The sequence below is a fragment of the Nisaea sp. genome (assembly GCF_965216895.1).
Classification (GTDB): domain Bacteria; phylum Pseudomonadota; class Alphaproteobacteria; order Thalassobaculales; family Thalassobaculaceae; genus Nisaea.
The window spans coordinates 977777-991070 of the sequence record NZ_OZ244205.1 but is presented as its reverse complement, the minus strand read 5'-3'; the positions used below and the strand labels follow the sequence as shown (position 1 = coordinate 991070).

At 62.6% G+C, this 13294-nt stretch carries 12 protein-coding genes; 10 read left to right on the top strand and 2 right to left on the bottom strand.

Features of this window, described 5'->3' with window-relative positions; all coding sequences use genetic code 11:
- The first annotated feature begins 13 nt into the window (after nucleotides 1-13).
- Entirely contained in the window at nucleotides 14-1318 is a 1305-nt protein-coding gene (preA, locus tag ACOOE1_RS04745) for an NAD-dependent dihydropyrimidine dehydrogenase subunit PreA (protein WP_420405190.1), read from the top strand.
- Between the two features lie 130 nt (nucleotides 1319-1448).
- Here preA and ACOOE1_RS04740 read toward each other — a convergent pair whose 3' ends face one another.
- Nucleotides 1449-2084: a TetR family transcriptional regulator C-terminal domain-containing protein gene (locus ACOOE1_RS04740; RefSeq protein ID WP_420405189.1), complete on the bottom strand. Its 636-nt coding sequence runs from the start codon at nucleotides 2082-2084 to the stop codon at nucleotides 1449-1451.
- Nucleotides 2085-2386: 302 nt separating this feature from the next.
- Between ACOOE1_RS04740 and ACOOE1_RS04735 the strand changes: the two genes are divergently transcribed.
- The 9 genes from ACOOE1_RS04735 to ACOOE1_RS04695 all read left to right on the top strand — a co-directional run bounded on the left by ACOOE1_RS04735 (nucleotide 2387) and on the right by ACOOE1_RS04695 (nucleotide 11555).
- Nucleotides 2387-3637: a Zn-dependent hydrolase gene (locus ACOOE1_RS04735; protein ID WP_420405188.1), complete on the top strand. Its 1251-nt coding sequence runs from the start codon at nucleotides 2387-2389 to the stop codon at nucleotides 3635-3637.
- A 26-nt stretch (nucleotides 3638-3663) separates the two neighbouring features.
- A complete protein-coding gene (gene hydA / locus ACOOE1_RS04730; protein WP_420405187.1) occupies nucleotides 3664-5118 on the top strand; it encodes a dihydropyrimidinase in 1455 nt (484 codons plus the stop codon).
- Between the two features lie 143 nt (nucleotides 5119-5261).
- A complete protein-coding gene (locus ACOOE1_RS04725) occupies nucleotides 5262-6035 on the top strand; it encodes an ABC transporter ATP-binding protein (RefSeq protein WP_420406406.1) in 774 nt (257 codons plus the stop codon).
- Complete coding sequence (locus tag ACOOE1_RS04720) at nucleotides 6028-6906, top strand: ABC transporter permease (RefSeq protein WP_420405186.1); 879 nt, start codon at nucleotides 6028-6030, stop codon at nucleotides 6904-6906. The genes ACOOE1_RS04725 and ACOOE1_RS04720 overlap by 8 nt, the downstream gene beginning before the upstream one ends.
- Complete coding sequence (locus tag ACOOE1_RS04715; protein ID WP_420405185.1) at nucleotides 6903-8009, top strand: ABC transporter permease; 1107 nt, start codon at nucleotides 6903-6905, stop codon at nucleotides 8007-8009. Before ACOOE1_RS04720 ends, ACOOE1_RS04715 begins: the two co-directional genes overlap by 4 nt.
- 41 nt (nucleotides 8010-8050) lie before the next feature.
- Nucleotides 8051-9040 (top strand): ABC transporter substrate-binding protein, encoded by a 990-nt coding sequence (locus tag ACOOE1_RS04710; RefSeq protein ID WP_420405184.1) that lies wholly within the window; start codon nucleotides 8051-8053, stop codon nucleotides 9038-9040.
- Nucleotides 9041-9159: 119 nt separating this feature from the next.
- Entirely contained in the window at nucleotides 9160-9858 is a 699-nt protein-coding gene (locus ACOOE1_RS04705; RefSeq protein WP_420405183.1) for an alpha/beta fold hydrolase, read from the top strand.
- 45 nt (nucleotides 9859-9903) lie between these two features.
- A complete protein-coding gene (locus ACOOE1_RS04700) occupies nucleotides 9904-10734 on the top strand; it encodes a sulfotransferase domain-containing protein (protein ID WP_420405182.1) in 831 nt (276 codons plus the stop codon).
- Between the two features lie 620 nt (nucleotides 10735-11354).
- On the top strand, nucleotides 11355-11555 hold the full coding sequence (locus ACOOE1_RS04695; protein ID WP_420405181.1) for a hypothetical protein: 201 nt from the start codon (nucleotides 11355-11357) through the stop codon (nucleotides 11553-11555).
- A 247-nt stretch (nucleotides 11556-11802) separates the two neighbouring features.
- On the opposite strand, the gene ACOOE1_RS04690 is transcribed toward ACOOE1_RS04695, so the two are convergent.
- Nucleotides 11803-13257 (bottom strand): aldehyde dehydrogenase family protein, encoded by a 1455-nt coding sequence (locus tag ACOOE1_RS04690; RefSeq protein ID WP_420405180.1) that lies wholly within the window; start codon nucleotides 13255-13257, stop codon nucleotides 11803-11805.
- Nucleotides 13258-13294: the final 37 nt, after the last annotated feature.

The following is a 13294-nucleotide window of genomic DNA, read 5'->3' as shown; positions in this document are numbered from 1 at the left end:
CGGGAGAAAGATCATGGCAAATCTGCAGACCAACTTCCTCGGGATCAAATCCCCCAACCCGTTCTGGCTCGCCTCCGCGCCGCCGACCGACCGCGAGGTCAATGTCACCCGTGCCTTCAAGGCGGGCTGGGGCGGTGTCGTCTGGAAGACGCTCGGAGAGGATCCGCATGTCGTCAATGTCAATGGCCCGCGCTATGGCGCCGTGCATTCGAACGATCGGCGCCTGATCGGCCTCAACAATATCGAGCTGATCACCGATCGGCCGCTGGAGGTGAATCTCCGGGAAATCAAGGCGGTGAAGCAGGCCTGGCCGGACCGGGCCGTCGTCGTCTCGCTGATGGTGCCCTGCGAGGAGCAGGCCTGGAAGAAGATCCTGCCGCTGGTCGAGGAGACCGGAGCCGACGGGATCGAGCTTAATTTCGGCTGTCCGCACGGCATGTCCGAGCGCGGCATGGGATCCGCCGTCGGCCAGGTGCCGGAATATGTCGAGATGGTCGCGCGCTGGTGCAAGCAGCACACCCGCATGCCGGTGATCGTGAAGCTGACGCCGAACATTACCGATGTCCGCCAACCCGCGCGGGCGGCGAAGAATGGCGGGGCCGACGCGGTTTCCCTGATCAACACGATCAACTCGGTCATGGGCGTCGATCTCGATGTGATGGCGCCGAGCCCTCATATCGACGGGAAAGGGACGCATGGCGGTTATTGCGGACCGGCAGTGAAGCCGATCGCGCTCAGCATGGTGTCGGAAATCGCTCGGGACACTGAGACGCGGGACCTGCCGATTTCCGCCATTGGCGGGATCACTACCTGGCGTGATGCCGCGGAGTTCATGGCCATGGGCGCCGGCACCGTGCAGGTCTGCACGGCGGCAATGACCTACGGCTTCAAGATCGTGGAGGAGATGAAGTCCGGGCTCTCAGACTGGATGGACGAGAAGGGATACAGCTCGGTCGACCAGTTCGTCGGCCTCGCCGTGCCGAACGTCACCGACTGGCAGTATCTGAACCTGAACTATGTGGTCAAAGCGCGGATCAACCAGGAGAGCTGCATCAAGTGCGGCCGGTGCCACATCGTCTGCGAGGATACCTCGCACCAGGCGATCTGGGCGGAGAAGGACGGTCAGCGGCATTTCGAGGTGAATGACGCGGAATGTGTCGGCTGCAATCTCTGTGTCAATGTCTGCCCGGTCGAGGATTGCATCACAATGGAGCATCTGACGGAGGGCGTGGATGCGCGCACCGGCCAGAAGATCAATCCGGACTATGCCAACTGGACGACCCACCCGAACAACCCGATGCGGGTGGCGGCGGAATAGACCGACAGATCGTCATCACGGCTGCCGAGCCGGGACCTTATGGGCGAAGCATTCAGTGGCGCTTCGAAAGGTCCCGGATCAAATGCGGGGTGACATATAATGAGGAAAATGAATCGGTTGGCGGGTATTGTTAACGTGGTTTCAGCCCGTTGAACAGCACCGTGAAGAGTGTCCGCTCGGCCGTCTCGAAACGTTTCTCGCGGGTCTCCGGTTCAGTGCCTTCGAGCGCATCCATCTGGGTCTCGAAATCGGCGTAATGCTGGGTCGCGGCCCAGATCATGTAGATCAGGTGCAATGGCTCGATCGGCACCATCTTGCCGGCGGCTATCCAGGCGCGGATTGCCTTGGACTTTTCCTCGACGAGGTTCTTCAGGGGACCTTTCAGGGTCTTTTCCAGCAATGGGGCGCCCTGAAGGATCTCATTGGCGAACAGGCGGGAGGCCTTCGGGTTGATCCGGGCGTGGGCCAGTTTCGCGGAGATATAGGCGCCAAGCTCGGCGCTCGGATCGCCTTCGGGGTCAAGTTTTGCGAAAGGGGTCAGCCAGTCATCCAGGGTGTCCTGCAGCACGCTGCGGTAGAGTTCCTCCTTGGTTCGGAAATAATAGAGCATGTTCGGCTTCGACATGCCGGCGGCCGAGGCGATCTGGTCGAGCGTGGTGCCGCGGTAGCCAGAGCGTGAAAACATGTCGAGCGCGGCCTTCAGGATGCGCTCGCGGTTCTCCTGCTGGATCCGCGTGCGCGGCGCCTCGCCGGTGATGGCGGCCATTACGCAGAACCTGTTTCGGCAGCGGAAGAAGGGCTGGAGAGTGGCGGTGAGGACGGATGGGTGAGGATCATGTCGGGGGTCGGGTTGCCTGCGTGGTTTCCGGGCAGTGAAGGGCGTGGATTGCCTACACTTTAATCTTGATCGAATGGTCAAACTTGTCTTTGCTTATACTGGCAGAAGAGCATGAAGACAATTGCTCTCAAAAATCGTTAACGGTCAAAGTCTTGTTTGATGACATGGACTTATGACCGAAAGCGCAGAATGTCCCGGTCCCCGGGACGGAGCGGACAGGAGAGTCTTGGATGAGCGAGCCGGCAAGCAATATCCGGATCAACGGTCAGCGGCTGTGGGACAGCCTCATGGAAATGGCGAAGATCGGGCCCGGCGTCCGCGGCGGCAACAATCGCCAGACGCTGACGGATTCCGACAAGGAAGGGCGCGAGCTGTTTGCCCGATGGTGCGGCGAGCAGGGCCTGGCCATGGGCGTCGACAGCATGGGCAACATGTTCGCCCGGCGCGAAGGCACGGATCCTGAGGCACTGCCCGTCATGGTCGGCTCCCACCTCGATACCCAGCCGACCGGCGGCAAGTACGACGGCGTGCTCGGCGTATTGGGCGGCCTCGAGATCATCCGGACGCTGAACGAACTCGGCATCAAGACAAAGCACCCGATCGAGGTGGTTAACTGGACCAACGAAGAGGGCACGCGCTTCGCCCCCGCCATGGTTGCCTCAGGCGTCTTTGCCGGCGTTCATACCCAGGAATGGGCCTACGACCGGACCGATGCCGAAGGCAAGAAGCTTGGTGACGAGCTGGAGCGGATCGGTTTCAAGGGCGACGAACCGGTCGGTAAGCGCAAGCTGCACGCCTTCTTCGAACTGCATATCGAGCAGGGACCGATCCTCGAGGACGAGAATCTCGATATCGGCGTGGTAACCCACGGCCAGGGCCTGAAATGGCTCCAGATCACACTGACCGGCAAGGAGAGCCATACCGGCTCGACCCCGATGCCCAAGCGCATCAATGCCGGCCTCGGAATGGCCCGGGTGACCGAACTGGTGAACAGGATCGCGCTGGAGCACGGGCCGAACGGCGTCGGTGCTATCGGGCATCTGGAGCTCTATCCGAACTCCCGCAACATCATTCCGGGCAAGACCGTCTTCACCGTCGATTTCCGCCACCCGGACAAGGCCAATCTCGAGGAGATGGAGGCGAAGCTCCGCAAGGGGGCGAAGCAGATCGCCGACGAGATCGGGCTCGGCCTCGAGATCGAGCAGACCGGCGGCTTCGACCCGGTTACTTTTGACGAGGGCTGCGTGACGGCGATCCGGGATGCGGCAGAGCGGCTCGGCTATTCCCATCGGAACATCGTGTCCGGCGCGGGCCACGACGCCTGCTGGATCAACCGGGTGGCGCCGACCGCTATGGTGATGTGCCCCTGTGTCGACGGGCTCAGCCACAACGAAGACGAGGAGATCACCCGTGAATGGGCGACCGCGGGGGCGGACGTGCTGTTCCATGCCGTGGTCGAGACGGCACAGATCGTCGAATAAAAACAAATCGATACAGGAGAAAGTTCATGTCAAAGGTGATCAAGGGCGGGACCATCGTCACCGCCGATTACAGCTACGTATCCGACGTCCTGATCGAAGGCGGGAAAATCACCCAGATCGGCAAGGACCTGACGGGCGATCAGACCGTAGACGCGACCGGCTGCTACATCATGCCGGGCGGGATCGATCCCCACACGCACATGGAAATGCCCTTCATGGGCACCTATTCGGCGGACGATTATCACAGCGGCACCTCGGCCGCCGTCTCCGGCGGGACCACCATGCTGGTGGATTTCTGTCTCCCGGTGCCTGACCAGTCCCTGATGCAGGCGCTGCAAAGCTGGGACCAGAAGGCGTCCAAGGCGGTCACAGATTATTCCTACCACATGGCCATCACATGGTGGTCCGAGCAGGTCTTCGACGAGATGCAGCAGGTGGTGAAGCGCGGCATCAACACCTTCAAGCACTTCATGGCCTACAAGGGCGCGCTGATGGTCGACGACGACGAGATGTACGCCTCGTTCCGTCGCTGTTCCGAACTTGGCGCGATGCCGCTGGTTCATGCGGAGAACGGCGACGTTGTTGCCCATCTGCAGGAAAAGCTGATGTCCGAAGGCAATAACGGCCCGGAGGCGCATGCCTATTCCCGTCCTCCCGAAGTCGAGGGCGAGGCCGCCAACCGGGCGATCATGATCGCCGACATGGCGAATGTGCCGCTCTACATCGTGCATGTCTCCTGCGAGGAGGCGCACGAGGCGATCCGCCGCGCCCGGCAGAACGGCAAGCGGGTGTTCGGAGAGCCGCTGATTCAGCATCTCGTGCTGGACGAGAGCGAATATGCCCATCCCGACTGGGACCACGCCGCGCGTCGCGTGATGTCGCCGCCGTTCCGCAGCAAGTTGCACCAGGACGGTCTCTGGAACGGCCTTGCCGCCGGCTCGCTGCAATGCGTCGCAACCGACCACTGCGCCTTCACAACCGAGCAGAAGCGCATGGGGATCGGCGATTTCACAAAGATACCGAACGGTACAGGCGGTCTTGAGGACCGGATGCCTGTGCTCTGGACGCGCGGCGTGAATACCGGCCGCCTTACGCCGAACGAGTTCGTCGCGGTGACATCAACGAACATCGCCAAGATCCTGAACCTGTACCCGAAGAAAGGCGCGGTGATCGTCGGCGCCGATGCCGATATCGTGGTCTGGGATCCAAAGGCGTCGAAGACCATCACCGCCAAGAACCAGGTCTCCGCGATCGACTACAATGTCTTCGAGGGGATCGAGGTGACGGGGCTGCCGCGCTTCACGCTCAGCCGCGGCGAGATCGTCGCGACCGAGGGCAAGGTCGATGCTGCGGAAGGGCGAGGCAAATTCGTCGGCCGCGATCCCTATCCGGCGACCAACAAGGCGCTGTCCAAGTGGAAGGAACTGTCGGCGCCGCGCAAGGTGGTGCGTTCTGCCGAGAACATGCCGGCCGGCGTCTAAGGCCGCCCGGCACAACGAAAACAGAAGCGGACCGCCGGTAGGGTGCCGGCCGGTCCGCCGGTTTGGAGACTATGGTGACAGACATCGAGGCGACCGGCGCCGCGAACGGGGCAAGCGGCGCGGGGGAGACATCCGCCTTCCGGGTGATCGAGGCGCGGGACCTCTGCCTGACCTTCGAGACGAACGACGGCCCGGTCCACGCGCTTTCCAACGTGGACCTGACGGTCGAGCGCGGCGAGTTCGTCTCCTTCATCGGTCCGAGCGGCTGCGGCAAGACAACGCTGCTCCGGGTGATCGCAGATCTGGAACAGCCGACTTCGGGCACGATCTCCGTCAACGGGATGACGCCGGACGCGGCGCGCAAGGCGCGGGCCTATGGCTATGTGTTCCAGGCCGCCGCGCTCTATCCTTGGCGCACCATCGCCGGCAACGTCGCTCTGCCGCTTGAGATCATGGGACTGGACAAGACGGAGCGCGAGGCGCGCATCAGGCGCAATCTTGAACTTGTGAATCTCGCCGGATTCGAGCGCAAATTCCCCTGGCAACTTTCCGGCGGCATGCAGCAGCGCGCCTCCATTGCCCGTGCGCTCGCGGTCGAGCCGGATCTGCTCCTGATGGACGAGCCGTTCGGCGCGCTGGACGAGATCGTCCGCGACCATCTGAACGAGCAGCTGAACCAGCTCTGGGACCGCACGAACAAGACGGTCATCTTCGTCACCCACTCGATCCCCGAGGCGGTTTTTCTCTCGACCAAGATCGTCGTCATGTCGCCGCGCCCGGGCCGGGTGCATGACGTGATCGACTGCAACCTGCCGCGCGCGCGAACGCTGGATGTCCGGGAGACGCCGGAATTCCTGGAGATCGCGCACCGCGTTCGCGACGGGCTGCGGGCAGGGCACGCCTATGACGATGAGTGATTTCCTGCACTCGAAGACTGCCGCGGTCCTGACCGTGGTCCTGGTTCTGCTCTGCGTCTGGTATGTGGGCGCGGTGGCGCTGAACACGCCGTTCCAGCGCGACCAGGACGCGCGCGCGAAGGTGGAGCGGAGCACCGGCGAATTCGTCGTTCAGACCCTGAACCAGAAACGGCCTGTGCTGCCGGCGCCGCACCAGGTCGCCGCCGAGATCTGGAAGACCACGGTCGAGAAGAAGATAACATCCAAAAGAAGTCTTGTTTATCATGCCGGTATAACGCTTTCTTCAACCATGCTCGGGTTCCTGATCGGAACCTGTCTCGGGATTGTGCTCGCCGCCGCGATCATTCATGTCGAAAGCCTCGAGCGCAGCCTGATGCCCTGGATCATCACCTCCCAGACCATTCCGATCCTTGCCATCGCGCCGATGGTGATCGTGGTGCTGAACGCGATCGGGATCTCCGGCCTCATCCCGAAGGCGATGATCTCGACCTATCTTTCCTTCTTCCCGGTCACCGTCGGCGTGGTGAAAGGCCTGCGCTCGCCGGATCCGATGCAACTCGACCTGATGCGGACCTACAGCGCGTCGTCCCTGCAGACCTTCTGGAAACTGCGTTGGCCGTCCTCGATCCCGTTTCTCTTCACCTCGATGAAGGTTGCCATCGCCGCCAGCCTCGTTGGCGCGATCGTTGGCGAACTGCCGACCGGCGCGGTCGCGGGCCTCGGCGCGCGTCTTCTCGCCGGGTCCTACTACGGGCAGACGGTACAGATCTGGTCGGCGCTGCTGAGCGCGGCCTTCCTCGCCGCCATGCTGGTGACCATTGTCGGTGTGGCGGACAAGGCCGTGCGGCGGCGCATGGGGATGGTGCAATGATTGCCGGAATCCCCCTGACCGTTCTTGGCGGTGCGGCGGCATGGCTCTTTGCCGCTGGTACCGCGCTCACCGGGCATGCCTCGGTTTCCGCCGCGTTCGTCGCCTGCGCTGGACTGCTCCTGGCGGCCGTCGGATCTGCTGTTGTTCGACGCGACGGGCCGCTGGGGGTTGTTGCGATTTTCCTTGCTGTTCATGCTGCGGCGATCCCCCTGATGCTGCATGTCGACTCGGCGCCGGGCGAGATGGACGGGGCCTATTGGAGCCTCTTGGTATCGGCTTGGTTGATGGCTTGGACCAGCGTCAGCCGTCTTGCTGCGCTCTCCAGAACCCTTCCGACCGGCGGTCGGCGCGCCCTCGACCTGCTGATCCCGCTGATCTTCGGGCTCTGGCTGATGCTGATCTGGGAGGCGGTCACGCGTGGCGCGGGGGTGCCTCAGGTGCTGCTGCCGGCACCGAGCGCGATCTGGGCAAAACTGACTGCCTCGGTGCCGATCCTCTGGGCGGATTTCGTGCAGACCTTCCTAAAGGCGGTGATCGTCGGCTATGCGCTTGGATGCAGCATCGGCTTCGGTACCGCCATCCTGGTCGACCGCTCGCCCTTCCTCAAACGTGGTCTTGTGCCGGTCGGCAACATGGTGAGCGCGCTGCCGATCATCGGCGTGGCGCCGATCATGGTCATGTGGTTCGGCTTCGACTGGCACTCCAAGGCAGCTGTCGTCGTGATCATGACTTTCTTCCCGATGCTGGTGAACACTCTGGAAGGGCTTTCGGCCTCGAGCGCGATGCAGCGGGATCTGATGCGCACCTATGCCGCCAGCTACGGCCAGACGCTCTGGAAACTGCGGCTCGTCGAAGCATTGCCGTTCGTTTTCAACGCCCTCAAGATCAATTCGACGCTGGCGCTGATCGGTGCCATCGTGGCCGAGTTTTTCGGCACCCCCATCGTGGGAATGGGATTCCGCATTTCAACCGAGGTCGGCCGGATGAATGTCGACATGGTCTGGGCGGAAATCGCGGTTGCGGCGTTGGCCGGCTCCGCGTTCTACGGCGCGTTGGTGCTGATCGAGCGCGCGCTGACATTCTGGCACCCGTCAAACAGATAAGAGCGGGGCCGGGGAGGCTTTATTCATTGAGGAGAGTGACGATGCAAAGAGTGCTGACTGGAATGCTCGCAGGAGCTGTCGGTCTGATGGCGACCACCGCCATGGCGGCCGACAAGGTCACCCTGCAGCTGAAATGGGTCACCCAGGCCCAGTTCGCGGGTTACTACGTGGCGGCCGAAAAGGGCTTCTACGAAGACGAGAACCTCGATGTCGAGATCAAGCCGGGCGGGCCGGACATTGCGCCGCCGCAGGTGATCGTCGGCGGAGGGGCCGACGTGATTATCGACTGGATGCCGTCCGCGCTGGCATCGCGCGAGAAGGGCGTGCCGCTGGTCAATATCGCCCAGCCGTTCAAGAGCTCCGGCATGATGCTGACCTGCCTCAAGGAGACCGGTATCAAGAGCTCGGACGATTTCAGGGACAGGACCCTCGGCGTCTGGTTTTTCGGCAACGAGTATCCGTTCCTTTCCTGGATGTCCCAGCTGAAGATCCCGACGGACGGGAGCGCCGGCGGCGTTACCGTGCTGAAGCAGGGCTTCAATGTCGATCCCCTGCTGCAGAAGCAGGCCGATTGCGTTTCCACCATGACCTATAACGAATACTGGCAGGTCATCGATGCCGGCATTCCGGCATCGGAGCTGGTGGTCTTCAAATACCAGGATCAGGGCGTCGCAACGCTTGAGGACGGGCTCTATGTCCTTGAGGAAAATCTGAAGGATCCGGCCTTCGTCGACAAGATGGTGCGCTTCGTGCGGGCTTCTATGAAGGGCTGGAAATATGCCGAGGCCAATCCTGACGAGGCTGCCGACATCGTGCTGGAAAACGACGCGACCGGTGCGCAGACCGAAAAGCATCAGCGCCGCATGATGCGCGAGGTCGCGAAGCTGACGGCCGGTTCGAACGGTGCGCTCGATCCGGCTGACTACGAGCGGACGGTCAACACGCTCCTGAAAGGCGGCTCCAGCCCGGTGATCACCAGGAAGCCGGAAAACGCCTGGACCCACCTGATCACGGACAAGGCGCTGAAATAGGCGGCGCTTGCATCATCCGGGAAAAGGCGGCCGCCATCGGCCGCCTTTTTTCTCTGGTGGCCGATCGTCCCCGCCGACAGTAGTTCTTGCCACTGACCGCACCTTATTTTTGGTTTTGCATGCACGATATCGTTCTTCTTCCCGGTTTCATGTGCGACTCCCATCTCTGGGACGATGTCCGTCCGGGACTCGAGACATGCGGACGACTGCATTTTGGGGATCTTGCGCGTGACCGGAGTTTCGAGGCGATGGCCGAGCGGGTCCTGGCGGCCGTGCCTGACCGGTTTTCGCTCGTGGGCTTTTCCATGGGCGGTTTCGTTGCGCGCGAGATTGCATTGAGAGCCCCGGATCGTGTCGAGCGGCTTGCCCTGCTCAATACCAGCGCGCGGGGCGACGATCCGGATCAGGCGCGCCGCAAGCAAGGACTTGCCAGAGCGGCGGAGGCACGGGGATTCCGGGGATTGTCCCGCCATTCGATCCTTTCGTCCCTGCACCCGGACCGGCGTGACGACGAGAGGATGGTCGGCAAGATCCGCGAGATGGCCGACCGGATCGGCAAGGCGGGGTTCGTCAACCAGATCGGTGTGGCACGGCGCGACGGGCATGGCGATCTGATCAGGATCACCTGTCCGACGCTGGTGGTCTGGTGCCGCGAAGACGAGCTTCGGAGCCAGGAAGAGGCGCGGGAACTCGCCGACGGCATTCCGGTAGCGCGGCTCGAGATCGTCGAGAATTGCGGCCACATGTTGCCGCTGGAGGCGCCAGAGGAAACCGTGGCGTTGCTGCGCGGCTGGCTCGAATCTCCAGTCCCGGTTTAGTATGATCGCGCGCGGAGCGCTTTCCCCACATCACCGGCCATAGTCATGTCGCGTATCATCTGGCTCGCATCCTATCCCAAATCCGGCAATACCTGGATGCGGGCTTTTCTCGCAAACTACGTTCTGAACACGCCGGATCCGGTGCCGCTTGGCGACTTGCGGGCCTTTTCCCTGAGCGATGTCCGCCCGCGCTTCTACGATCAGGTCTTCGATGGCGATATCCGCCGGATGACGGCAGGGGAGAGCGTGAGTCTGCGCGCCGCGGCGCAGCGGCGTCTCGCTGCGGCGAAGGACCATGACCATTTCGTCAAGACGCATTCGCGCCAGGGCATGCTGCAAGGAATGCCGTTGATCGACAGGTCGGTTTCGGCGGGCGCGATCTATATCGTGCGCAACCCTCTGGATGTCGTGCCGTCCTATGCGAGCCATCTCGGTGTGGACATCGACCGGGCCATCGGGGTGATGGCGGATCCGGATCATGCGACGCTCGAGGCTGATGTCCAGATCAAGACGGCGATCGGGCGCTGGGACACGCATGTCGCGAGCTGGCTGGATGACGCTCAGTCGCTGCCGGTCTGCCTCGTCCGGTACGAGGATATGCGCGCGGCGCCGGAAAAGACCTTCGGGCAGGTCATAAGGACCCTCGGTCTGCCGTCCGATCCGGACCGGCTCGCACGGGCGGTGCGCCATTCCTCATTCGAGGAACTCAGCCGCCAGGAAAGCGAGAGCGGATTCTCGGAACGGCCACCGCATATGGAGCGTTTCTTTCGTGCCGGTCGCAGCGGAGCGGGGGCGCAGGAGCTCGCTTCAGGGCAGCGCGACCGTCTCGTCGCTGAATTTGGCGCGGTGATGCGTAAGCTTGGCTATCTCTCCTGAGAGAGTGTCACTTGCTGGTGTCGGTGAACAGCCGTTCCAGTCTGCGGGAGGGGCAGATGCGAGTCTCGCCGGCCTGGCGCGGAGCGTGAGCGCAGTGCGGAGCTGGAACGCAGCCTCTCTGCGGCGGCAAAACCTGCCTTCGCCTGCTTGAAATCACCGCGGAAAGAAGTCACGAGAGCCCCAGGGGGCGGTCGCGCGATCTCTCCCGTTCAGCGTAGCAATTCGCAGATATCTGTCGGCGCGGCGTGCCCGGCGACAATGACCCGGTCGAGATGGCGCCATTCGAATCCCTCGCCGGCGGCGACCTGCAGCGATGCGGATGTCGTTGACCTTGTTGAGGGATTCGAGACGCGAGCGGACATTCACGGCATCACCAATGATCGAGTTTCCGAAATGGTCCGATGTGTCGATCTTTCTGACCGCGACCTCGCCGCAGTCAAGGCCGGTCCGGACGCAAAAAACCTGGGATCCATCACCCTGCTCTCGGCTGGAGAGAGATTGCATGGCATCAAGCGCGGCGTTACATGCTCAAGCGGTATGATCGGGCAGGATCGCGTGGTGCATTGAAAAAGGTGAGGAAGCCATAATCCATGCACTTGTCGATCGTCCCGCCCGAGTGATTGATCGCGCCGGGCACCAGGTCGGAGTTCTCGCATTTCTACGATCTGGTGATCTCGCTCCTTCCCTTCGGCATTCCTGATGAAGCCTTCAATATAAATGAACAGGATGCTGAGTCCCTTGTGACCGGCCCGGAAGGAGGCGATCTCGCCGATGCCGGTCATACCGGCGGCCAGATCAGGCGTCACTTTGCGCTTGGGTGAGCGCAGGCCAGATTTCATCTGACCGGCGGAGCGACCAATCGTATTGACCTCGACGATCTGTGAACCTGGTGCCAGGTTTTCCGAGACCCCGCACTCTGGCCGCTTTGCGGATGTCCTCACTGATGCTCCGGATCGGTGCGGATATCTGCATGGCGAGATATCCGGCCGCAAGACCGATATTAGAGAACGTACGAAAAACGGCCGCATCGGAACAATGCGGCCGTTTCGCTGTCGGTTGGAGCGGTGTTTACTCCGCGGCTTCCGGAACAGGCCAGCCTGCGACTGCTTTGACCTCGAGGAATTCGAGAAGGCCGAACTTGCCGCCTTCGCGACCGTTGCCCGACTGCTTGTAGCCGCCGAACGGGCTCCCGGGCGCGCGACCCGCACCGTTCAACTGGATCATCCCGGCGCGGAGCTGGCGGGCGAGACGCTTGGCCCGTTCCGGATCGCCGGTCTGGACATAGGAGGTGAGCCCGTACGGCGTGTCGTTGGCGATCCGGACCGCTTCCTCTTCCGATTCGAAGGACATGATCGACAGGACCGGACCGAAGATCTCTTCCTTGGCGATCGTCATGTCGTTGGTGACGTCCGCGAAGACCGTCGGCTTCACGTAGTAGCCGCGATTGAGACCGTCCGGACGGCCGGGACCGCCTGCGAGCAATGTCGCGCCTTCCTTGATGCCGGCCTCGATCAGGCCCTGGATCTTGTCGAACTGGGCCTGGGAGACCACCGGACCGATCTGGCGGCCTTCCTGGGTCGGATCGCCGACTTCCTGGGCCTCGGCAACGGATTTCGCGGTCGCGACCGCTTCGGCATAGGCCGACTTCTCGACCATCATCCGGCTCGGCGCATTGCAGCTCTGGCCGCTGTTGTTGAACATGTGCAGCACGCCGCGTTTCACCGCCTTGGCAACGTCGGTATCGGCGAAGACGAGGTTCGGTCCCTTGCCCCCGAGTTCCAGCGCCACGCGCTTGACCGTATCCGCGGCCGCCTTGGTCACGGCGACCCCGGCACGGGTGGAGCCGGTGAAGCTCATCATGTCGATGTCGGGGTGACGACTCATTGCCTCGCCAACCGTCGGGCCGTCGCCGTTCACCAGGTTGAACACGCCCGCGGGGAAGCCGGCCTGTTCCATGAACTCGGCGAAGAGCAGGGAGGACATCGGCGCGATTTCGGACGGCTTCAGCACCACGGTGCAGCCGACACCAACGGCCGGGACGACCTTGAGCGTGACCTGGTTCATCGGCCAGTTCCACGGCGTGATCAGACCGCAGACGCCGATCGGCTCATGAATGATGTATTCGCTCTGAAACTTGTCGTTCAGCGGGTGCTCGAAGGTGAATTCCTTCAGCGCCCGGATGAAGGCCTTGATGTGGCCGAGACCGGCCGCGGCCTGCTGGCTCGAGGCGATGTTCTTCGGCGCGCCCATTTCGCCGGAGATCGCGGCCGCCATCTCCTCGATGCGCTCCTGATAGATTTCCGCGAGCTTCTCGACTTTCGCAACGCGATCGGCATGGGGCGTGGTGCTCCAGTCCGGGAACGCGCGCTTGGCGGCGGCGACCGCAGCGTTTACGTCTGCTTCGCTGCCGAGGGAAATGGTCGCGTATTCGGTCTCGTTCGCCGGGTTGATGACGGGGAAATCGTTCGCCTTGCTCGGCGCCACCCATTTTCCGTCGATGAAGAAATCGGTCTTCCGTTCCATCTGTTCCTCCCGCGGGGTCCCTCGGACCTGCCGCGTG

Bases quoted from the DNA above. Each gene is read 5' to 3' on its own strand.
- preA (WP_420405190.1), top strand. From the start codon at position 14: ATGGCAAATCTGCAGACCAACTTCCTCGGGATCAAATCCCCCAACCCG.
- ACOOE1_RS04740 (WP_420405189.1), bottom strand. From the start codon at position 2,084: ATGGCCGCCATCACCGGCGAGGCGCCGCGCACGCGGATCCAGCAGGAG.
- ACOOE1_RS04735 (WP_420405188.1), top strand. From the start codon at position 2,387: ATGAGCGAGCCGGCAAGCAATATCCGGATCAACGGTCAGCGGCTGTGG.
- hydA (WP_420405187.1), top strand. From the start codon at position 3,664: ATGTCAAAGGTGATCAAGGGCGGGACCATCGTCACCGCCGATTACAGC.
- ACOOE1_RS04720 (WP_420405186.1), top strand. From the start codon at position 6,028: ATGAGTGATTTCCTGCACTCGAAGACTGCCGCGGTCCTGACCGTGGTC.
- ACOOE1_RS04715 (WP_420405185.1), top strand. From the start codon at position 6,903: ATGATTGCCGGAATCCCCCTGACCGTTCTTGGCGGTGCGGCGGCATGG.
- ACOOE1_RS04710 (WP_420405184.1), top strand. From the start codon at position 8,051: ATGCAAAGAGTGCTGACTGGAATGCTCGCAGGAGCTGTCGGTCTGATG.
- ACOOE1_RS04705 (WP_420405183.1), top strand. From the start codon at position 9,160: ATGCACGATATCGTTCTTCTTCCCGGTTTCATGTGCGACTCCCATCTC.
- ACOOE1_RS04700 (WP_420405182.1), top strand. From the start codon at position 9,904: ATGTCGCGTATCATCTGGCTCGCATCCTATCCCAAATCCGGCAATACC.
- ACOOE1_RS04690 (WP_420405180.1), bottom strand. From the start codon at position 13,257: ATGGAACGGAAGACCGATTTCTTCATCGACGGAAAATGGGTGGCGCCG.